Here is a 23,005-nt window from a genome sequence, read left to right as displayed (position 1 = left end):
GCCGGCCGGTACAGCGGTCCCCGGGCGCGTGGGGGATCGCGCCCGGGGATGTCTCACGGCGCCGCGTGCCGGTCCGCCCACGGATCTCCCGGGCGAACGGCCGCGCTGTTCGGCTCCTGCCGGTTCGCTCCGCTGTGACCTCACAGATGATGGCCGGGCGAAGCTGAGGATTTGATGAGGGCGGCCCCGGCCGCACATCGGGCTATCCTGGCCGCCGTGCGAGTACTGGTGGCCGAAGACGACGATGACCTGCGGTTCGCCGTGGCCGCGGCGCTGCGCAGCGAGGGGCTGGCGGTCGACGAGGTGGCCGATCTGCCGGCCGCGGACGAGGCGCTGTTCGTCACCGAGTACGACTGCGCGGTGTTCGACCGGATGCTGCCCTCCGGGGACGCCGTCGACTTCGTGCGCGAGCTGCGCCGGGCCGGGCGGACCGTCCCGGTGCTGTTCCTCACCGCCCGGGACACGGTCGCCGACCGGGTCGAGGGGTTCGCCGTCGGCGGCGACGACTACCTGGTCAAGCCGTTCGCGGTGCCCGAGCTGGCGGCCCGGGTGCACAGTCTGTGCCGACGGGCGGCCACCGTCCGGCCCCCGGTGCAGCGGTTCGCCGACCTGGAGATCGACACCGCCCGCCGCCAGGTGCACCGGGACGGCGTGCTGCTGATGCTCACCCGCAAGGAGTTCGCCGTACTGGAGCTGCTCGCGGCCCGGGCGGACCAGGCGGTGCCCCGCGCCGACCTGATCGAGAAGTGCTGGGACGAGATGACCGAGCCGAACTCCAACGTCGTCGAGGTGCTGGTCTCCCAGCTGCGCCGCAAGCTCGGCGACCCGCCGCTGATCCACACGGTCCGCGGGGTGGGCTACCGGCTGGCACCGCCCGGCGGCGCCGGCGGCGGACGGTGATGACGGCCGCAGCCCGGATCCGGCGGCTGCGCAGACGACTCACCGCACTGTTCGCCCTCACCAGCGCGATCGGACTGATCGGGCTGGCGGCGTTCGCCATCCGCACCGACGACAACGCCTGGAGCGACCGGCTCGACGACGCGCTCACCCTGCAGACCAGCCAGGCGATCCTGCTCCTGAGCTTCGACGACGACGGCCAGTTCGACGCGCAGGCCCTTCAGGACGGGATGGAGACCGATTGCCCGCCGGTGACCGTGGTGACCGGCACGGCCGACCGGCCCGCCGTCGCCTACACCCCGCGCAAGCCCTGCGTTCGGGCCCATCCCGAGGACCTGGAATCGGTGGCCGCGGAGGCCATGCGCGAGGGATCGGCCGTCGTGGCCGACGCACGCAGCGACAACGGCCACCGGATCCGGCTCCTCGCCGAGCCCTACGCGGGAGCCGACGGCCAGTCGACGGCCGGTGCAGTGGTCGCGGCCGATGACACCACCGGTGACCGGGCTGCGCACCGCAAGCTGGCTCTGCTGCTGGTGGCCGGCTGTGCGGTCCTGGTTGCGCTCTCCGCGGTGGCCGGGCACCTGCTCTCCGGGCGGGCGATCCGGCCGGCGCTGACGGCGCTGCAGCAGCAGGAGGAGTTCCTCGCCGACGCGGCCCACGACCTGCGCACACCCACCGCATCGCTACGCGGCCTCGCGGAGACCGCGCTGCGCGACGACGAGCACCGCACCGCCGCGCTCGAACGGACCGTGCGCCTGGCCTCCCGGATGGGGGACCTGATCGACGGCCTGCTGACCCGGGCCCGGTTGATGGCCGGTGTCGGCACCCTGGCCAGCCAGCCGCTGCGCCTGGACCAGCTCGTCGAGGTGGTCGTCGACGACACCGAGACCGGCGAGCACCGCGTGACCGTCCACACCGACCCGGTCGTCGTGGTCGCCGATCCCGACCTGCTCCGGCGGGCGGTGGCCAACCTGCTCGGCAACGCCCTCCTCCACGGCCATGCCCCGGGCCTGCCCGCGGAGGTCGACGTCACCGTGGCCGCCGACGGAACGGTGACCGTCGACGACGCCGGCCCCGGCGTCCCCCCGGCTCTGGCCGACTCCCTCTTCCAGCGCTTCCACAGCGGCTCCGGCTCCACCGGACTCGGGCTGTCCATCGCCTCCTGGGTCGCCCAGGCCCACGGCGGCACCCTCGACGTCGGCACCAGCCCGCGCGGCGGCGCCCGCTTCACCCTCCGCCTCCCGCCCCGGACGAAGTAGGCCAGGCGCGGCAGGTCCGACGCCTCGATACGGTGACAGGGCGTCCGACGGGCCGAAGGGTTGGCCGGGGCGACCTGTCGGATACCACTCCTTGCTCTCGCCGCTGCTCCGGTCGGGCGGACTTGCACGGCCATTCGTGGGACACGGCAGGCCGTCGTGGTGGTTCGGACACGTCTTGCTGCTAGAAACGGCCGTCGGGCCGGATCTCGAATGATGCCGACGAGAGCGCTCTGCGGGTCGGGACCCCTGGTCGCGACCCACCGCCGGCGGGTACGTGGTGCCGGCGTCGGCTCACTCGTCGGCACCTGGAGGCGGTTCATGGGTGGACCACGCGGCGCACTGGACCCGGTGATCGGGTGGCTGCGATACGACAGCGGTGTTCTGGCCGTCTCCTGGAGCGGACCCGGGAGGCCGAACGCCGGGGTGACGTACGTGGTGCAGGTGTTGAACGACGGCCGCACGGTCGCGGAGGCGTGGGCCGGGGCGGCGACCGATGCCTCACTGCCTCTCCACGCGGCGCCCGGCGAGGTCTATCAGGCCCGGATCGCGATGTACGTCCTCGCTTCGGGGCCGACGCTCTCTCCCGAGGTCACGGTCGTCACCGACACCTTCACGGTCGAGCGGGCCGAGACGGACCCGGTGAACGGTGCCCTGACGCTGTCCTGGAAGGCCGCGGACACCGACGACTTCCTGGTCCGGCTCGTGGTCAACGGCGCCGCGTCGCCGCTGGAAGCCCCGGTCGCCGGCGGATCGTTCGTCCTGGAGCAGCCACCGCCGGCGGGCTCGACCGTGGCGGCCACGCTTGCCCGCGTCCGAACACGCGAGGACGTGGTGTCCATCGGGCCGAACGGGCCCGGCTTCGCGGTGCCGACCGAGCGGCCCGAGCTGCTCGCCGTCGAGTTCGACGCCGATCTGCTCTCGGTGGCCTGGACCGCCGTTCCCTCCGCGGACGCCTACTGGATCAGCGTGCTGAACGACGACGGCGTGTTCCTTCCGGCTGCCGAGGTTCACGCGCCCGCGACGACGGCCGAGCTGGAGCCCGGCACTGCCGACCACGGCGCGTACCGTGTCGTCGTCCAGGCCGTCGACAAGGCCGGCTCCGGGCCGCCGTCGGCACCGGTCCGGATCCGTCTCACGCCGCCGGGTGTCACGAGCGTGACGTCGGACGGCGCGACGGTCTCGATCGACGTGGAGCCGCCGGACTTCGCGCCCACCGCGTACGACGCCGTCCTGTTCCGCGACGACGTGCCGGTCCGCCGGGAGACCGTCAGCCCCGCGGCGACGCTGTCGATCGCCGTCCCGCAGCCGCTGCCGTGCGGCGCGGCGTACGCGGTGTCGGTCCGCGGTCGGGTCGGGCGGTCGGTCGGCCCGGCGGTGACGGCCCCGGTCGTGCCGGCCGCGCCGATGGTCGCGTCGGTGGCCTGCGACGAGGACCTCGTCGTGGCCGCGACCACCGGAGAGCTGCCCGAAGGGGTGCCGATCGAGGCGGTGCTGTACGCCGACGGGGTGCGGGGCACGCCTCAGCAGGTGGGCTCGGACGGCATCGCCGTGTTCGCCGTGCCGGACGACGCCGTCGTCGTCGCCGTCGCCGTGCGCGGGGTCGACGGCGTGGCGACCGGGCCGTGGTCCGTGCCGGTCCCGGTGCCCACCGAGCCGGCCGACCTCACCCTCGCCCGCGCCGACGGCGGCCGGGTCGCCCTCGCCTGGTGGGGGCCGCCGGACGGGACGTTCCGCGCCGCCGTCGGCGACACCGCGCTCCTGGTGCAGGGGCAGACCGCCGACTTGCCGCTCACCTCCGACCTGGCCACGGTCGCCCAGGTCGCCCAGGTCGCCCAGGTCGCCCAGGTCGCCCAGGTCGCCCAGGTCGCCCAGGTCGCCGGAGTGGCGAGGGGCCCGGTGACGTCCCTCGACCTGGTCACGGCCGGTCCACGGCTCACCGGCGTGGCCGTCGGCACCGACCGGACGGTGGCCCTCACGTGGACGCCACCGGAGTCGCCGTCGCTGACCGGCGTGCAGCCCGTGGTGCGCTGCGACGGCACCGAGGCCGAGCTCGACGTCGAGCCGGCCACCGACGATCCGATCGTCCTGACTCTTCCGGACGGCATCCCCAACACCGCCACGATCGCCCTGCGGGGACTGGCCGGCATCGCCGTCGGCCCGCCCGGCAACGCCGCCGCATTGCTCACCGTCGCACCGACCGGCGTCACCGTGGCCTACGACGGCGCCGACCTGTGGGCGTCCTGGGACGCACTGTCCTCGCCGCTCGTCGACGGGTACCGGGTCAGCACGGTCGTCGACGGGACCGTCACCGAGCTCGGCGACACCACGGCGACCTCCGGCAGCTGGCCGGTGGAGATCGAGTCCACCTCCACCGCGGTCGTCGTCCAGGGGCTCGCCGGTCCGGCGGTGGGGGCACCGTCGGAGCCCGTCCCGGTGTTCACCGAGGCGCTGTTCGTCGGTCGTTCGTACGTCGCGCCGCAGCTGGGCCCGGTGCTGACGGCGACCGACATCACCCTCGGACTGCCGGAGCTGTTCGTGACCCGGCAGCCCGACGCCGTCGAGCTGCCGCTCGGCTTCGTCCTGACGCCGGCCGACTCCGCGCCGTACGCGTACACGTTGCTGATCCCGGCGACCAGCCCGGTGTGGAGCTTCACCGACCGCCCCGACCTGTTCGCGCGGTGGGCCGAGCTGCTCGCCCGGTTGCAGCCGCTGGGCATCACCCCGTACGGGGTCGGTGTGCTCACCGAGGCGGTGTCGCGGTCGATGCCGCAGACGTTCGACGAAACGCTGTACTTCGCCTACGGGCTGCGCTTCGACCGCGGCTACTTCGACCTGCGCCCCGGCATCGTGATGCGCGTCGAGTACGAGGGCTACCAGATCGCGGGAGGTGCCCAGGGCGACTCGCTGTCCGGGTTCGTCACGACCGGCGTCGCCGACTACGAGGTGGCGTCCTACGACAACTCGGGCACCTGGACCAACAGCCTGGACGCGTTCCTCGCCGAGCTCACGCGGCGCAACGGCGTCGACGTGCCGAACCCGTCCAGTCCGGAAAAGGGTCAACTATACGGCAGTGGAGGCGTGTTCGACCTGTTCGCGAAGGCGCTGCGGCTGCCGTACGCGCGCCTGGTCTACCCGAGGACGCTGCTGCCGACGACCACGCCGGGGTCGCTGTGGCCCCAGCAGAACGCCGTCCTGCTGGCTGCCGCGACGCCCGGTGCGCTGGACGCGGCCACCGAGAACGTCCGCCGGCAGGACCCGCCCGGCGGTGGCGTCGCCGCGGCCTACCTGCGCGGTCGCGCGGTGGTCCGCGCGATGGTGCGGATCAGTGTGAACGGCGCACCCCGGCTGGTGCCGCTGGGGACGACGCTCGGCAACGTGCTCGCGAGCCAGGGCCGTCGGCCGTCGGCCCTCCCCGTGCCGCTGAGCGGCGTGACGATGCACCGGCCCCGGACGGCGGCGGCGCTCGTCGACGGGCCGGCCGGCGACTGGCCGGTCGTGCCGGGTTGGCAGCCGCGCGACCCGGGCGCGCTCGGGTTGCCGCTCCTGCACGGTGACCGCCTCGCTCTCGCAACGGGCCTCGGCTGATGACGGAGCCCACGTTCACCCGTGCCGGAGGCACGGCGCTCTACTGGGCGGATCCGACGGACCGCGTGGCGGCGTTCCTCGCCTCCGACCCGGGAGCGCTCGGCAACCGGCCGACGCTGACCCGGACATGGGAGGACGGCTGTGGTGCGTACGTCTTCCTCGGTGCGCCGGCCGCGGACCCGGCGGGGTTCCTGACGGCCCTGCGGACGTGGCTCGGCTACTACGCGCCCCTGGGGCCGCCGCGCTTCCTCTGGGTCGCCGACCCGTCGGCTCCGCCGACCACGTGGGCGACGACCGCGCTGACCGGCAGTGCGGGCCGGACCGGGGCGTGGGTGTCGGGCGGGGCGACCTTCCAACTGGCCGACTACCAGGTCACGTTGGCCGAAGGCGGCGTGATCGCTCCGGCGGAGACGGAGGCGGGCTGGGGCTTCGCCGTCGCCGACGGTGCCGACTGGTCCGCCGCCACGCTGTACTCGTCGACCGCCCGGTTCCCCGCGCGGCGTACGACCACGCTGCTGTGCATGGAGGCGGGGCACACCGGTGCGTTGCGGTTCGTCGTGGACGTGTCGGCCGGCGGCGGGGACGCGTTCGCCGGGCTCGGCGCCGGGCTGCGCTTCTTCACGCCCGGGGAAGCGGGTGTCGTCAAGACCGTCCGGTTCGGCGTCGTCCGCCAACCGGAGGGCATCGGACTGGAGTTCCACGCGCAGATCGATCCGCTGCGGCCGCTGGACGGTGAGCGCACCTCGCTGGGCTTCTTCGCGTGGACGACGGGCGAGGGCGATCCACCGGCACTGCCGTCCGGGTTCGCCACCGTGCTCGGCCATGGTGTCGACCTGCGTCCGCTCGCCGCCGGAGTGAGCACGGCGAGCCCGGCCCGGCTGGTGTTCGGCGTCGCACCGTACCTCTCCGACGAGAAGGCGAACGCCGGCTACTACCTCGTCCCGGACGGGCCGTTCGCCGTCGGGGTCGCGACGTCGGGGTCGCGGGTCATCTGCGGCATGTCCGGTCTGGAGTACCTCGGGCTGCCCGCCGAGGGCTGCACGCTGGTGTTCGTGCCCGGGCGGCCGGCCTACGCGCCGCTCGGGCCGCACCGGACCGGCGGCGACTCGCTCACGTCGCACGGGACGACGTCCTGGGTGTCGGTCGAGCCGGCCGTGGACGCCGCCGCCGTCACGTACTACAGCCAGCCGGAGGACGCGCCGCTGTACACGGCCGACTCCTCGGCAGCAGCCGGCGGCGTCGACCTGCTGGACTTCCGCGAGATCCCGGCCGCGACCGCGACCGGGACCCCCTTCCCGATGGCGCCGTTCCACGGGCTCGTCGGCGACGCGGTTCCCGACGCGGTATCGGCCGAGCAGCTGGCCATCGCACCGACCCGCCGCGCCGTGCTGCTCCCCGGCGAGGGCGGCGAGCCGGCGGCGGACGCCGAGCCGACCGTGGCCGTGACGCCGCAGGGGCTGGCCGTCGGGCTGGCGCCCGACCTCACCTGGAGCTGGCTGGGCATCGGCCACGACGGTAGCGCGGCGGCCAAGCCCGACCTGCGGTTCACCACGGTCACCGGGCCGTTCCGGCAGGCCATGCAGACCAACAACCTCTTCCTGGTCCTCGGCGACCCCGAGGAGTTCAACCGCTTCGGCTCGGTCGCGTACAGGCTCACCACGGCGACGCTCGGCGTCATCGCCACCATCCCCGTGGAGCACGGCGGCGTGCCGGAGGACGTCCTCGACGCCGTGCGGGAGGCGATGCACGACACCGAGTACGACACCCGAACCGCGTTCGTCGCCGCGCTGGTCGACGCGTGTCCCGGGATCGCCGAGGCGGAGCAGCGGGTATTCCTCCGGTACGGCGGCCTGCTCACCCCGGTGGCCGGCGGATGGTCGTTCCGACTCTCCCCGGACAGCTGGCGCGAGTCGACGCACCTCATCGTCAAGTTCGTCCTGGGCCGCAGGATCGTCGACCTGGTGGAGGACGTGTCGACCTGGGCGTGGCCCTCCGTCGCCTCCCGAACCGGCCGGCCGGCCGACGCCCAGGCGGCGATCCGCGCAGTCATCGACGCGGCGCGGAACGCGCCGTCCGGGTCGCCCTACGCGTCGTTCCTCCAGGTCGTCCAGGACCCGAACTGGACCGGGGTGCTCGCCCTTTCGGCGGAGGTCCCGCTCGATCAACTCCCGGACGAACTCCAGGTGCTGGCGGCCGGGATCGACCCAGCGGGGTTCGCCGCGCACCACTTCGGGCTGTCGCTCACGCCGTTCCGGCTCACGGACGGGCAGTTGGTCTTCGAACGCTCGGCGATGTTCGGGCTGATCGACCACCGGAACCCCGAGGACCAGTACTTCAGCGAGAACATCCACTTCGCCTTCCGTGTCCTGCAGTTGACGGTCGGCGTGCGCAACTCCGTCGTCACGACGTTCACCAGCAGGGTCGAGCTGCTCGTCAACCGCCTCTTCGGCTCCGCCACGCAGTTGATGCCGACCACCCACGGGAACAACATCATCCTCGACGGCGCGCTCCAGCGCCAACGGCTGCCCGACGGCACGACGCACGACACGTACGTGTTCTCGACGGCGGAGCAGAACACCTTCCTGCTCGACGGCCCGGTGCTCCGGAGCGTCGAGTTGCTGTCGGCCCAGCTCGTCACCGCGAAGGCGGCGGACCCGGCGTCCGGCAGGGCGACCGTCGACGCCGTCTTCCGACTGGCGGGCAACCTGCGGTTCCACGAGCCGGAGAGGTTCGACCCGTTCTGCTGGGGCGCGGACGAGGCCGGGGAGGACGGCTACCTCCGCTTCGGCGGTCTGGCGATCGCCATGTCGTTCGACCTGGGCGATCCGGCCGGGACGACCCGGTTCACGCTGAAGGACGGCAACCTGTCGTTCGACGCGGCGAACAGCAGGCCGCGCGCCCGGTCGCTGGTCGCCCGCTTCCCGATCCGGCTGAACGGGCTCGTCGCCACGCCCGATCCGGAGCTCGCCACGGGAGCGCCGCCACCGCCGCAGACGCCCGACGACATGGGCTACGTCTCGGTCACCGCGCCGCTCGACCAGTCGGCGCTCGCCCAGCCCTGGTACGGGCTGGACTACACCGTCGACCTCGGCTCGCTCGGCGCGCTCGCCGGGAGCAAGGCGCTCGCCATCCGGGTGCTGGTCGCGTGGAGCCCGGGCGCGGGCGACACCGGTCCGGGGATCTACCTGGGCGTGCGGCTGCCCGGCGCAAAGGGACTGCTCGGGGCCAACCTGCCACTGCAGGGCGTGGTGACCACGGGCTTCCGGTCGGTCGAGTTCCTCGTCGACCAGCAGGAGGACCAACTGCGGACGTACACGCTCCGGTTGCGCGACTTCGCGCTGCGGCTGCTCGGCCTGGCACTCCCGCCCGGGCACAACGACGTGATCCTCTTCGGCAACCCCGATCAGGGCGGCGCGTCGAAGGTCGGCTGGTACCTCGCGTACGCGTCGGCCGCCGACCCGAAGCGCCCGCCGCCACCGCCGGTGCGGGCGGCGCTGCGATCCGGCGGGCGGGTGTGACCATGGAGAAGTCGCCGCTGGAGAAGCAGAACCCGCTGACGGTGGTGAAGCTGTTGTGGTGCGGCCAGGGCATGACCACGCTGGTCGAGATCTACAACGACGGCGTCGAGAAGGAGGAGGCCGACTTCCTCGGACTGGTCAACTGCGGTGGTGACCGCGGCCACGCGCGAGGGGCACTGGACTACATCACGCGCAAGGTCGGCGCCAGGCGCCTCAAGCTTCTCAACCTCGTCGTCCTCACGAGCCTGGCCGAGTCCCACACCAGCCTGCTCGGCGACCTCGGCGATCGCCTGGAGGACATCAGGGCGGAAGGGTTGTACGCCTTCGTCGCCGGGGCCAGGAGTTCCACCCCGGACTCCGTCCGGAAATTCCTCACGCGTCTCAAGTTCAAGCGGGAGAACCTCGGATTCTCCGCCAACAAGCTGAACAGCTACACCCACGGCACGTCGGGCCGGCCCACATGGATCACCGAGCACAATGGCACCTACTTCATGATCCTGGCATCAACCCTGGAGTCGACCGTCCTGGTCGTGGACAACAAGAGGTTCTCCGTCGTACTGCCGGGTGAACTGACGTACGAAATCATGGGCGAGGTCAAAGAGATCAACGACCTGAAGAATCTCCTGTCGCCGGTCTTCGCACTCGTGCTTCCGCAGGGCGACGAGCTCGACACCGCGGTCAGGAATCACCTGTGGAGCCCGCTCGCGACGGAGGCGCCCGGCTGGGACCTCATCACCTGGTTCGCACAAGCCATGAACCCGCGGAACATCGGGGTGAGCGCCGGTCCGTTGAACTCACGCCGCCATCCGACTGCGCAGGTCATCGAGCTGTTCGTCGGCGACAACCTCCAGAAGGTCACTCCGCACACCTATGTTTCCTACGTCCTGGCAGAGCTGGGTGACAGTCAGAACGATCCTGCCGGATGGGTGACCAGGACGACGGCAGACGGGATCCGAAGCACCGTTCGGGCGCTCGGACAACCGGACGACTACGGCAATGTCGAGTACAGGTTCAAGCTGCGCCCGGATCCGACCGAGGAGGCGGCGGCGGTCACCCCCCGCAGGACGTTCGGGACGCTCGGGGCGGACGAGGCCGTCGTCCAGGCCCCCGAGCCGTAGGAGGCCCCCGTGTCAGTCGAAGAGATCCATCGCGCGTTCCAGGCCGCCGTGGCGAAGCGCATCCTCACGCGTGACGCGCCGCCACCCGGGCTCGCCGACCTGCTGGACTCGCTCGGCGTCAGCAGCCTCCAGGTCCGCGACGGCACCGCGTCCCTGGGGCCGCAGAGCGCACTGCTCACCGCCACCACGACCTACCTCAACACCCCTTGGACGATGCGGCTCACCGGCACTCCCCAGGCCGGTGCCGACGGGGCGGCCCTGGCGCTGGAGCTCGGTGGCACGGCGCCGGCCGAGCCGTGGACGTTCCGGACCGCGTTCGGCACGCTGCCGGACAGCCGGCGTCCGGACGGCGGGCTCGTCCTCGGGCCCAGTGTCATCGGCCCGCTCATCCTCGACCAGCCCGTCGTCACGGCCACCAACGCGCCGGCCGACTCACGGCCGCGGCTGTCCGGCACGTTGCTGCTGCTCGGCAGCCCCGAGGTGTCCGGCAGCGACATCCTCGCCACGTACGCGGACTTCCTCGGAAAGCGCCTCTACGTCGAGGGGCCCGTGGCGTTCCCGGCCGGCGCGCCGCCCGTCATCGAGCTCCGCGCCATCGCGCCAGGTGTGCGGCTGGAGATCTCCAAGCTGGAGGTGTCGGCGGTCGGCCTGATGCTGACCACCGACTACCCCGACCCGTATCCGCTGCCCGAAGCGGGCGCCCGCCGCTCGGCCGTCCTGATGTTCGCCGAGGCGAGGCTGCCGACCGACCCGGGTGAGACGGCCACCGTCAGCGGGCCTCTGTTGATCGGCGACAACGTCTGGCCGCTGGTCGTCGCGCTGGATCCCCCGATCGGGCTCGCGCACGGGATCCAGGCGCTGATCGCGATGACCGGAGGCACGGAGAACAGCTTCACGCTGCCACGTGGGATCGCGGCGATCGACCGGTTCCACCTCCAGGACGTCGGATTCGGCATCGTGCCGGTCGGTCTCGGCGGACCAGGTCTGTCGTACGCCCGGGTCGGAATCGTCTCGAACGAGCCCTGGGATCCCCCCGTGCCCTACCTGACCCTCGACCGGGTCGGCACCAGTTGGACGTTCGCCTTCGGCTCGGACGGCCGGACGCTCACCACCGGCGTGGTCTTCGGGACCATGTGGTTCGGCCGGAAGACCGGTGCCTCGCTCGGTTCGCAGGCACCGTACGCCGAACGGGTGGAGCGCGGGCTGCTGCCGCGTACCGGCGTCGAGGACATCGTCGTGACGGTCCGGCTGTCACTGCCCGACCTCGGGTTCTCGGCCTTCACCGAGGCGCCGTTCGCCCTTCCGATTTCCGAGGCGTTCCGGGCGTTCTTCGGCGGCGACGGCCCGTCCATCGGCGCCGACCTGACCTGCGAGTCGCTGACCATCGACGCCTCGCTCCTGCAGAAGGAGTTCGCGGCCGGCCTGACCGTGAGCGGCGACTGGCCCATCCAGGCCGGGCTGGTCACCCTCGCGCTGACCGGGCTGCAGCTTCAGGTGCAGGTCTCGCAGAGCCGCGTTTCCGGTCTGCTGATCGGCAAGGGCGAGATCGCGGTTCCGGACTCCGCCCCGATCGAGCTGCTCGCGCAGGCGCAGTACCCGGGCACCGGCGGATGGGAGTTCGGCGCGATGATGAGCGGCGCCGTCGACCTGCCGCGCCTCGTCTACGGCCTGATGGGCCAGGAACCGCCGGATTGGGTGAACGAGCTCGCCATCGAACTCGCCGGCCTCGGCGCCCGGTTCAGCACCGCGGACGGCAACCCGTACTCCGCCTCCGGCACGTTGCAGGTGGCGGTCCCGCAGACGCTGATCGGCATGGAGCTCCGGCTGCTCCTGACCGCCGGCATCGAGCGGCGCCTGCGCACCGCGCCCGCCGACGAGCACCTCGCGATCGCACTGCGCGACACCGCGCAGGTGGACGCGCTCACGGTGACCACCGGCAGCCTGTCCGGGACCTTCGCGATCAACAAGTTCGAGGTCACCGCCTCGGTGTCGGTCACCGACTCGGGCAGGGACTACACGTTCACCATCGCCTACCGCGACGTTTCCCTGAGCGCGGCGACGTCCTGGACCGGTGCGGGGACCGACCGGCATCAGATCCTCACCGTCCGTCTCGCCGGCACTCTCGGCGAACTGATCACCGACCTCGTCTCGCTGGTCAACCCGAACGCGACGTTCCGGCTCGACCCGCCCTGGTCCTTCCTCAACAGCATCGATCTCACCGGTCTGGAGCTGTCCGTCGACCCGGCCAAGCAGACGGTCGCCGTCAAGCACAACCTGAAACTGGACCTCGGATTCGTCGATATCCGGTCCGTCGGCCTGAGTTACGACCGTTCGACCGGAAGTCCGGCGGTGTACATCGTGCTCGACGCCCAGTTGCTCGGGGACACCACGGCCAAGCCGCTGACGTGGGATCCGGTCACTCAAGCACCTCCTCAACCGGCAGGCCTGGGAGAGAAGTTGTTCTCGCTGCGGTACCTGGGACTCGGCCAGCACGTCTCGCCGAAGAGGATCACCGGGTACACCGGCATCGCCGAGGTCGTCGACGCCATGGTCGCGGCGATGCGCCCGGTCGATCCTGCCGTCGGCAAGCCGCCGCTCGACCCGGCGACGATGGTGTTCGACGCGTCCAGCCAGTGGCTGTTCGGGATCGACGCGACGTTCATGGGCACGGTCGCGGTCAAGCTGGTGATGCACGACCCCGACCTGTACGGCATCCTGCTGGCGTTGGGCGGGTCGCAGGCGGGCTCGCTCGCCGGGCTGAACGTCGAACTGCTGTACAAGAAGGTCACCGACGACATCGGTGTTTTCCACGCACGGCTGCAGATTCCCGACGCCTACCGGAAGTTGGATCTCGGCGCGGTGTCCGTGACGCTCGGCGTGATCACCGTCGACATCTACACCAACGGCAACTTCCGGATCGATCTCGGATTCCCGGCAGGCCGCGACTTCACCGACTCGTTCGCGATCGAGGCCGGCATCTTCAACGGCCGGGGCGGGATCTACTTCGGGGTGCTGAACGGCGCCACCTCCAGCCGCGTTCCGCGCCTCACCGACGGGACGTTCAGCCCGGTCCTCGAACTTGGTGTCGGCCTGTCCATCGGCGTCGGACGCACCTTCCAACGCGGGCCGCTCAAAGCGGAGATGTCCGTCAATCTCGTGGTGATCTTCGAGGGCGTGCTGGCCTGGTTCCACCCGGACGAGGACGGCAGGAGCGCCGAGCTCTACTACGCGTGCCGGGGCACGGTCGGTATCGTCGGCCGGCTGAACGCAACGGTCGACTTCAAGGTCGTCCGGGTCGACGTCAACCTGCAGATCTCCGCGATGGCGACCGTCGAGCTGGCCGCGCACCGGGCGACCGTCGTGACGCTGAACCTCGCGGTGCGGGCCAGCGCCAGCGTGAAGATCCTGTTCGTCAAGGTCTCGTTCTCGTTCTCACTGACACTGGAGACCTCGTTCACGATCGGGTCCGACAGTACGCCGCCGTGGCGGATCGCCCCCGGCGTCGCCCGCCGCGTCCTTTCGGCCCCGAGCGGACGCGCGGCGTCCGTGGAAGCAGAACAGCCGCCGTACCGGCTGCACTTCGACCCGGACGTGCACGTCTTCCCCGGCGGCCGGCCGAGGACCGCGCACCTCACGCTCGTCCCCGCCTACGCCGTCGCGAACGTCCCGGTCGACTGGACCGGCCGGACGGCGCCGCCGAACGACGAGCCCGACCACCGCCTCGTCGTCATGCTGACCGCCGACAACGCCGTCCCGGTGGACGCGGTCACCATCGCCCGGAGCGAGCGGCCCGACGTGTCGCGAAACCCGTGCGCGGACACCCCCGCCGACACGTCGTTCAACCGCCTCGCCGACGGCCTGCTGCGCTGGTCGGTCGACGCGCTCGGCGTCACCTCGCCGACCGTCACGCTCGACGAACTGCTGGAGCTGGTGGAACAGTTGGCCCTGGCCGAGGCCGAGAACGCGGGCTTCACCTGGGCCAACATCCAGGGGTTCCTGGCCGCCAACCTCCACCTCGTGGTCAGCGGCACCCCGGCAGGCGGCACACCGGAGGACGTCTCGGGAACCCCGTTCCCGATGATCCCGGTGCTGAAGTGGACCTCTACCGGTCTGCCGGACCCGGCGGACAAGGGCCGTGACTTCGCGACCTACCGGCAGATCGACGCCACGTACGAGGCCGAGGCGATCGCGTACTTCGCCGAGCTGGACCCGGCCCCACCGGGCGACCGCCTCTCCACCCTCGCCGTGGCGGCCGAGCCCAGTGAGTCCATGGCGACGTTCGTGCTGCGCGACTACCTGCGCATGGTCGCCCGCGCCACCGCGCAGGCCGCCGTGAGCCTGCTGACCGCGTTCCCCCACGAGGTGACGGAGACGGACACGCTGTACTCCATCGCGGCGGGCTTCGGGACGGCCACCGCGCCGTACGAGGTCGCCCCCCGGGACAGCGCGGACCACCTCGCCGCGTCCCTCGGGGTCTCGGCGGCCGAGCTGTCGGCGCTGAACCCCGGCCTGCCGGACCGGCTGAGCGCCGCGCGAGCAGGCGACACGCTCACGGTCACGCTCGGCGTCACGCCGCAGTCGATCGCCGTCGCGAACCCCGACTGGCCCGTCGTCGCGGACGCCCCGGTCAGCCTGGGGACGCTGCCGGTGCAGCTCGGCGCGGGGCAGTCGCTCGGCCGGCTGGCCGACGCCTACCAGGCCGACCCGACCGCGCTGCTGAACCACCTGCGCGACACCACCCCGCTGCTACGCGCCGGCGCGACCGTGCCGCTGCCCGGCTTCGTGCACGCCGGGCTGTCCGTCGACGACACCGCGGCGGCGTTCCACGTGCGGCTCGGGCTGACGCTGCCGACCGACGTGCCGCTCGCCGACTGGTACCAGCAGGCGATCGACCGGCTCAACGACAACCCGGGGCTGCCGCTGCCCTTGACCCTCCGGGTGCCCGACGGCTACCAGAGCGCCGAGACCCTCACCTGGACCACCCTGCCGGGCGACACCGTCGCCGACGTCGCCGCGTACGTCGCGCTGATCCAGAACGTCGTGCCCGGCACGCCGTTCGCCGACTGGCTCGACGCGGTTCGCGCGGCGAACGAGCCGATGGACCCGGACGGCGTTCACCTGCCGGCCGACGCCGCGGCCGTGATCCTGCCGAACGACACGCTCCGCTCGCTCCAGGACCGGCTCCTGCTCCCCGAGGCGCGGTTCGACACCTACGCCGCCGCGGCGGACGCACTCGTCCCGCTGGTCACCGTCGAGGTGCCGGGCGCGGTCGGCACGACGACCGACGGACTCACCCTGTTGACGCTGGCCCAGAAGTACGGGCTCGGGATCGAGGACCTCGCCGGGCGGATGGCCTTCGATGCGGGCGTGCTGGCCACCGGGCCGGGGCTCACCGTGCCCGACGTGCCCGCGATGGGGCTGGACGAGCTCGTCGCCGCGCTGCACGCGGGCCCGGCGATGGCGACCGTGAGCGGCCAGGTCGCGCGGTTCATGCTGGGCGGACTGCGCCTGCCCGCGCCGGTCCCGGTCGACGGCGTGTACCACGCCACCGGCCCGATGACCGGAGGCTACGAACTGATCGGTCAGCAGGTCACCGGACCGCCGCCGCCGCCGGCCGGGTCCGAGGACCCGGTCGTGACCATCACCGTCGACAAGGCCGTGCCCGCCGACTGGCTGACCTTCGCCGGGCCGGTCGTCCACGACGGCGTGATCCGGCCCGGTGCCGCCGAGGCCGGCAACGCGGTCATCTCGATCACCGCCGCCGACCTGCGGGACAACTACCCCGCGACCGGGCTGGCGCCGGTCGTCGAGAGCCCGCTCGCGGCCCTGCCGCTGTCGCACGGGACCGGCACACGCCACGCGGTCACGCAGGTGATCCCGTGGCAGACGACCACGCCCGTCCGGCTGCCCGCCGCCCCCACGGCCCCGCCCTCGCTCTGGCCGCTGCCGGGTGACCTGATCGCGCGCGCCGGGTCCGACCGCGGCAGCTCGGAGTTCCTGCTGGAGCAGACGACGCCGCAGACCGGCGCGGACGCCCGCTACACGGAGCTCGGCTCCTACGCGTGGGCGACGCTGGTCTCCTTCGACGTCCGCCGCATCCCGGGCCTCGCGGGGACGGTCGAGGTACTCGGCGCGGACACCGCCGACCGGCAGCGGATCGCCCAGATCCTGGAGTACCTGCGGAGCACCTCCGGGAAGCCGGCAACCGGCGCCTTCCCGCCGGCGCCGCCCGGCGAGAGCCTCCTGCTCACCCTGCTCTGGCAGCTGCCGCCGTCCCCCGGCCTCACTCCGGGCCTGACCTCGACACCGCTCGACGCCGACCGGACCTTCATCGTCCAGACCAACCTGTCCACCGAGACGCGAAGCGGCCCGGCGGCCCGGGACGCCACAGCGGCGCAGCACTTCGCGGCCATCGCCGACTGCGAGCGGTTCCTCACGCTGCTGTGGGAGTGCAGCGTCGTGGGCGGTGGCGGCTACTGGATGCAGTACCGCGGCGAGGCTCCCGACTCGATCTTCGACCAGGACGGTCTCGCCCGGCTGTCGCTGCTGGCCCAGCTCTCGTCGCAGTGCGGTGCTTCGCCGGACCGGCACCTGTACGCGTTCACCAACCTCGCCGTGGTCGGCGACGGCGTGGACCCGGCCTCGGTCGCGCTCGCCGCCCGCGCGGTGGACCCGCCCGAGCTACGACCGGTCGCCTCGGTCGGCCCCGGCCAGGTCGGCTTCACCGCGCGGTTCGCCAACCCGCTGGCCGACGATACGCCGCAGGGCCGGCTGCGCCGCCTGTACGGGCTGCTCGGCTTCCACCTCGACCGGACGGAATGGTTCCGCGGCAGCGTCGAGGGCCGGGCGGTGTCACCGAAGCCGGCGGACGGTACGGACGAACTCGGGCTCCTGGTGGCGAGCGAGGCCGCCGAGGAGGTCTGGGACCTCACCCGGACCGTCGACATCAACCGGTTCGCCCTGCAGCACGCCGAGGCCGTCCCCACCGCCCCACCCCCCGACGCCGACCCGTACGCCGGCATCGCCGAAGGCGCCCGGACCCAGGTGCGGGTGTGGTTCCAGGACGTCTTCGGCAACCGGTCGGGCACCCCGGAGCAGACCGCCGTGCACGTGCGGTACACCGACCCGGTCATCGGCGTCGGCGGGTGGCCGTCGACCACCCTGCGGTACGACGTGGCGCCGGCCGGCGACCTCGCCGAGCTGACCGTCGCCGCCGACCTGCAGGCCATCGCCTACCAGCCGGGCGCGGCCGAGGCCGGTGGGTCGGCCGCCGCCGCGGCGGAGCGCGACCGGAACCGCCTGGTACCGGTCTACTACCAGGTCGGCCGCCCCGACGTCCGGGCCGCGCTGCTCACCTCGCTCCAGCAACCGTCCGGCTCGGACCCGACCCCGCTCGCCGTCGACGTGGACGCGCTGCGCCGGTACGTGCTCGGCGCGCACGCGCTGCTCGGCTCGCTCGCGGCGATCGGCTCCGCACCGGCCACGGAGGCCGCGACCCTCGACGCCGTCTGCACCATGTACGGGGTCGGCCACGACGAGCTGGGCAGCGCGAACGCGGACACGGCCGTCAGCGGCATGCTGGACGCCGACGAACTCGCCGTTCCGGTGGGCGCCGCGTTCCGCAACGGCGACACGATCGCCGGGCTCTGCCACGCCGTCGACCCCTCGCTCGACCCCGAGCAGGTGCTGCTCGACGAGGACAACACCGTCCTGCCGCTGAACCCGGCCGTCGAGCTCGTCACCCCGCCGCGCGACGCTCTCGTGCCGCCCGACTCGCCGCCGGCCGAGGAGCTCGCGGCGGCGCTGCGCTGCTCCCTCAGGGTGCTCGTGACGGCCAATCAGGACCGGTCGGGGCTGCTCACCCCGGGGTTCGTCTTCGACTGCAACGGGGTCAAGGTGCAGGTCGCGCCCGACGGGCCGGCCAGTGAAGCGACGCCGGCGGGCGTCGCGTCGGCGTTCCAGGGGCTCGGTGTCCCGTTCGACGCGACGCAGGTGGTGTCGCTCAACGCGGACGAGCCGGGCATGTTCCGCGCGGGCGCGTCACTCGCGGTCGCCGGCTACCTGGTCGAGAGCGGCGACACCCTGCGCGACAACCGGGCGGGCCTGACACCCGAGCAACTCGCACCGCTGAACACCACGACCGCCGACCTCTTCACCCCGGGCACCCCGGTGTTCCTCACCACGATGCCGACGCCCGTGCCGGCGGGCGACACGCTCGGGCACTTCGCCGCCGTCAACGGCACCACACCCGGAGCGCTGCTGCGGCACAACGGCGCGGTCGAGGTTCTGGCCGACTCGCCGCCGGCCGTGCCCGGGACGTGGGCGTGGCCCGCCGACCCGGACGCCCTGCGGGTGCCGTACACCGTCCGCGACGGTGACTCGCTCGACGGCATCGCCGCCCACTTCCCCGGGGCCGACCTGGTCGTGGTCAACGCCGCGATGCCGGGCACCATCGCGTCCGGCGTCACCATCACGGTCGAGGACGAGACGGTGACGACGACCGCACCCGTCTCGTTCGCCGAGGCCTGCGCGCTGTTCAGCCCGCCGGTCGACCTCGCGGCGCTCGCCGCCGCCAGCGGAGAGCGGACCGACCTGCTCGCGACCGGGGCGCTGCTGGTCTGCCCGCCCGGCGTGCTCGCCGGGCTGCCGGCAGTGGTCGGAGTGACGCCGCAGGAGGCCGCCCGGCCGTTCGGGGTCACCGCGGTCGCGCTGCTCGCCGCGAACGCCGGCACGCCGGAGCTGCTGCTGCCCGGGCAGGTGCTGCGTGCCCAGCAGCCCGGCGAGGCCGACCGCACCGTGCCTACCGAGACGACCGCGGCTCGCGACACACTCACCGCCGTAGTGGAGCGGTTCCGCCGGCGCGGCGTGACGACCGGGCTCGACGCCGTCGTCGCGGCCAACGCCGGTGTCGCGTTCCTGCGGGCCGGTGCACGCGTCGTCGTCCCGCCGGCCACTGCCCTGCTCACCGTTCGGTTGGGGGAGTCCACGCCGGACGGTGTGCAGTGGTCGTTCCCCGAGCCCGTCTTCCCCGTCACCGTGGCCCTGGAACTCTCCCGCGATCCCGCGCTGGTCGACCCGGCGCTCGCCGCGACCGCCACCCGCGACCGGACCGCCGTCCCCGCCGCCCGGGGTGCCGACCCGGCCCAGGACGGCGCGCTCACCCTGGCGGCGTTCGCCAAACGGGTCCAGCACGCGGTGCCCGTCCTGCGGCTGGCGACGGCGCCGGGCCGTACGTCCGACACCGACGTCTGGGCGGTCGTCTTCGACGCCGACGGCATCGAGAGCGTCAGCATCCAGCCCCCGTGCGAGATCGCCGGCACCCGGCAACCGCGCACCTTCGCCCTGCGCCCGCTGAGCACCACGCTCATGGCGCGCCGGCACGTGACCACGCCCGGCTTCGACGTCCGGACCGGGCTGTTGACGGATGGTCCGATTCGCGACTACCAGGGCATCGACCTGGAGGTGTGGGCCGGGGCCTTCCTCGCGGACGTCGAGCTGCTGCTGTCGGCCGCCTACATCCAAGGGGTGTACGCGCTGGGCCGGGACGTGCTCGACGCGGTCATCGGCGTCAAGAAGACGCTCGCCGGAGCCGTCGCGGAGGGCCTGGACCCCATCCTGGCCGGGCAGGCACCCGCCGGCGCCGACCCCAAGCGGGCGGCGGCCGTCGAGAGACTGCGGCAGGAGCTGCTGGTCTCGTTGACCCGCGGCTACGCGAGCTCGGCCGTGGTCCAGTACGACACCAGCGCCTCGTCCCCGTGGCCGGGCCCGTACGCACGGCTGTCCGGCAACCCGGTCGTCGACTACGGCGACGTGCCCGCGCACCTGCGGACCGCGACGGTGTCGAACGGCAAGGTCTCGCTCACGGACGGCGACTCGCAGGTGAGTTTCGTGCTCACCGTCCCCGACGTGGCCGCGCACGCCGCGCTCGACCTCACGCTCGACTTCGCCGGCGTCGAGCTGGAGTTCGGCATCGTGCCGGAGACCGAGGGGTACGAGCGGTCCGACTGGCTCTCCTTCGTCGCACCGCTCGCGTCGGGCTCGCCGGCCGCTCTCGACTTCGACCTCGGTGCTCCGCGCGTGCCGGTCCCGCTGCGCGCGTACCCGCCGATGCCGATCCTGCTCGACCAGCACGCCGAGGTGCCCACCTCCGCGGCGCGGCTCGCCGACGCGCTGTACTGGCAGTACCGCTTCTCGGTGCAGCACCAGTCGGCCGATCAGGACACCATCGAGCTGCGGGTCACGTACAACCGGGCGGCCCCCGCGCCCGCCGCCACACCGACCGAGGACCTGTTCACAGCGCTTGCGCGGTACACGGCGGTCTCCGCCCCCCTGTTCGGCCTGCTCGCCGGGCTGCCCGACTGGGAGCGCGCCGACGCCGACCGGCGCACCGCCCTGGCCAACGCCCTGGGCACCTACCGGACGCTCGCTTCCGCCGCCGCGGAGGCCTGGACCGCGTACTGGGGAGATGACGCGACCGGTGCCGAGCCGGTCCTCCCCGCGCCGACCGGTGACGTACCGGTGCTGGACGTCTACCGGTACGAGCTCGGCCTCGACGCCCAGGACGGCTGGTACACGACCCTGCGGCTGACCCGCACGGTGGAGTCCGGCCCGGGCGGGGTGGGCCGCCCGGAGAGGATCGTGTGCGTCACGGCGGCCGGTGAGCGCCACGACCTCACGCCCGTCGACCTGACGGTGTGCGGGTGCACCGATGCCGACCACTGCTGGTGCTACGCCTTCCCGCTCCACGCGGTCGAGGCGTTCACGCTGCTCACCTTCGAGGTCACCCTCCCGCGCGTCCACATCGCCTCGTACCAGAGCGCGTCCGCCAGTGCCCGGGTCACCCGCAACGCGCGACTCCTCGGCGAGGGCTGGCCGGACACCGCACAGGCCTTCGTCTACCGGACCCCGGAGGTCGGCCACGTCGAGCCGGTGGTGCCGTTCATCGACCTCACCGGCGCCATCGCCATCGGCCCCTGGGACCCGCCCGGCCACAATCCGCTCGTGCCGATGTTCGACACCGTCTTCGACGGTGACCCGGCCGGACGGACGATCGCGATCGGCGCGCGCTACGAGTACACGCTCGTCCCCGGCGACCCGCCGGTGTCGGCGCTCCTTCCGGTCGTCCAGTCGACCGTGGGAACGTACGACGACGACACGGTCCCGGCGTTCACGCGCGCACTCGTCGAGTGGGGCGAGCGCGAGCACCCCGAGACGGACGGCGGCGCCTGGGCCTTCCGAGTCAGTCTCTTTTCGTCCGTCGACGCGTCACTGCAACGGCCCGTGCTGCAGCTCAGGCACGTGTCGTCCGCGCAAACCGCACCGCCGGGGCCACCACGTCGGGTCTGACCACAGCGGGTCACCTGCGAGCGGGTGCCGTGCGGGCGGAACCGCCGGGTTGCCGACCTGCCGTCGAGTGATATGCATGGAGATGAATCTGGCCGCCGCCGACCCACCGGCCGTTCACTGCCGCCCGATGCCTCTCATGGAGCGAGCATGCCCGTACGACGTCACCTCGCGCTGGTCGCCTCGGTTGCCGCGCTGGCGCTCTTCGGCAGCGTGCCCCTGGCGCCCACCGCGCTCGCCGCACAGCCGCAGCCCCTTGCCGAAGGCAGGAAGTGGTCCGGATACGTCGCGACCGGCAAGGCCTACGACTTCACCGAAGTCCGCGCCAGCTGGATCCAGCCGGCCGTGGACTGCACCGACCCCGACGCGGGCGCGGCCTTCTGGGTCGGCCTGGACGGCTGGAAGACCGGCCCGATTCTCGAGCAGACCGGCGTCGCAGCGCAGTGCGATGGCGGCACGCCGGAGTACTACGCCTGGTACGAGATGTTGCCGGCGTACCCGGTCGTGTACAACGACCCGGTCATGGCCGGTGACCTGCTCCAGGCCCGTGTCGTCTACGTCGGTGGGAACACGTACGAGCTCACACTCCACGACGTCACGCAGAGGTGGGTCGAAACCACCCCTGCAAAGCCACCGGGCGGAACGGACCCCAAGCGGATGACTGCCGAAGTGGTTGCCGAGGCGCCGACCAGGCAGTCCGGCGGGGTGCGGCCGTTGGCCGACTTCGGCAAGGTTTCGTTCACTGACTGCTACGTCAACGGAATGAGCCTCGGGGCCAATTTTCCCGAGGACGTGACCATGGTCAGGGACGGCATCGAAAGGGCCGCCCCCGGAGCGTTGACCGATGGCGGGACGGCCTTCGACGTGATCTGGAAGCACAGCTGAGCACGGCGGCTGCCCGGCACCCCGGCGCAGGCGGTCGGCTCCGCCGTGCCGTTCTGCGCGGGGAGGGCGCCGAACCGTCCGCGGAGACGGGACGGTCGGTCGAACGGCCGGCCGGACGGCGCTCTGTCCGTGGTCAGGTCCGGCGCAGGGCCTCGGTGAGGTGGCGGGCGGCCTCGATGATGGCCTGGGCGTGCAGCGGGCCGGGGTGGCGGGTCAGGCGCTCGATGGGGCCGGAGACGGAGACGGCGGCCACCACGCGGTTGGAGGGGCCGCGCACGGGTGCGGCGACCGAGGCCACGCCCGGTTCGCGCTCGCCGATCGACTGGGCCCAGCCGCGGCGGCGGACGCCGCTCAGCGCGGTGGCGGTGAAGCGGGCGCCCTGGAGGCCGCGGTGGAGCCG

Annotated in this window: 8 protein-coding genes; 7 read left to right on the top strand and 1 reads right to left on the bottom strand. The window is 72.7% G+C overall.

The genetic code is table 11. The annotated features are described in order from the left end of the window. The first annotated feature begins 216 nt into the window (after positions 1-216). The 7 genes from ACZ3YO_RS38375 (at position 217) to ACZ3YO_RS38345 (ending at position 22,605) form a co-directional block, all read left to right on the top strand. On the top strand, positions 217-900 hold the full coding sequence (locus ACZ3YO_RS38375; protein ID WP_465550414.1) for a response regulator transcription factor: 684 nt from the start codon (positions 217-219) through the stop codon (positions 898-900). Beyond that, entirely contained in the window at positions 900-2,156 is a 1,257-nt protein-coding gene (locus ACZ3YO_RS38370; protein WP_396323007.1) for a sensor histidine kinase, read from the top strand. The genes ACZ3YO_RS38375 and ACZ3YO_RS38370 overlap by 1 nt, the downstream gene beginning before the upstream one ends. 318 nt (positions 2,157-2,474) lie before the next feature. Further along, complete coding sequence (locus ACZ3YO_RS38365) at positions 2,475-5,741, top strand: hypothetical protein (protein ID WP_465578731.1); 3,267 nt, start codon at positions 2,475-2,477, stop codon at positions 5,739-5,741. Next, complete coding sequence (locus ACZ3YO_RS38360) at positions 5,741-9,259, top strand: hypothetical protein (protein ID WP_465578729.1); 3,519 nt, start codon at positions 5,741-5,743, stop codon at positions 9,257-9,259. The genes ACZ3YO_RS38365 and ACZ3YO_RS38360 overlap by 1 nt, the downstream gene beginning before the upstream one ends. Positions 9,260-9,261: 2 nt before the next feature. Next, positions 9,262-10,377: a hypothetical protein gene (locus ACZ3YO_RS38355; protein ID WP_465578727.1), complete on the top strand. Its 1,116-nt coding sequence runs from the start codon at positions 9,262-9,264 to the stop codon at positions 10,375-10,377. Positions 10,378-10,386: 9 nt separating this feature from the next. Continuing rightward, on the top strand, positions 10,387-21,723 hold the full coding sequence (locus tag ACZ3YO_RS38350; protein WP_465578724.1) for a hypothetical protein: 11,337 nt from the start codon (positions 10,387-10,389) through the stop codon (positions 21,721-21,723). A 147-nt stretch (positions 21,724-21,870) separates the two neighbouring features. Continuing rightward, the gene (locus tag ACZ3YO_RS38345; RefSeq protein ID WP_465578722.1) at positions 21,871-22,605 is read left to right on the top strand and encodes a G1 family glutamic endopeptidase; all 735 of its coding nucleotides are present in this window, start codon (positions 21,871-21,873) and stop codon (positions 22,603-22,605) included. A gap of 133 nt (positions 22,606-22,738) precedes the next feature. On the opposite strand, the gene ACZ3YO_RS38340 is transcribed toward ACZ3YO_RS38345, so the two are convergent. Further along, positions 22,739-23,005: IclR family transcriptional regulator domain-containing protein (locus ACZ3YO_RS38340; protein WP_465550410.1), on the bottom strand; the 267-nt coding region annotated here is incomplete at its 5' end.

It is taken from the genome of Kitasatospora sp. NPDC022785 (assembly GCF_055561295.1).
Note: the sequence above shows the minus strand (reverse complement) of the source record. Positions and strands in the feature narration are given on the sequence as shown.

Excerpts from the sequence above, each read along its gene's own strand:
- ACZ3YO_RS38370 (WP_396323007.1), top strand. The coding sequence starts at position 900 with ATGACGGCCGCAGCCCGGATCCGGCGGCTGCGCAGACGACTCACCGCA.
- ACZ3YO_RS38365 (WP_465578731.1), top strand. The coding sequence starts at position 2,475 with ATGGGTGGACCACGCGGCGCACTGGACCCGGTGATCGGGTGGCTGCGA.
- ACZ3YO_RS38360 (WP_465578729.1), top strand. The coding sequence starts at position 5,741 with ATGACGGAGCCCACGTTCACCCGTGCCGGAGGCACGGCGCTCTACTGG.
- ACZ3YO_RS38355 (WP_465578727.1), top strand. The coding sequence starts at position 9,262 with ATGGAGAAGTCGCCGCTGGAGAAGCAGAACCCGCTGACGGTGGTGAAG.
- ACZ3YO_RS38345 (WP_465578722.1), top strand. The coding sequence starts at position 21,871 with ATGCCCGTACGACGTCACCTCGCGCTGGTCGCCTCGGTTGCCGCGCTG.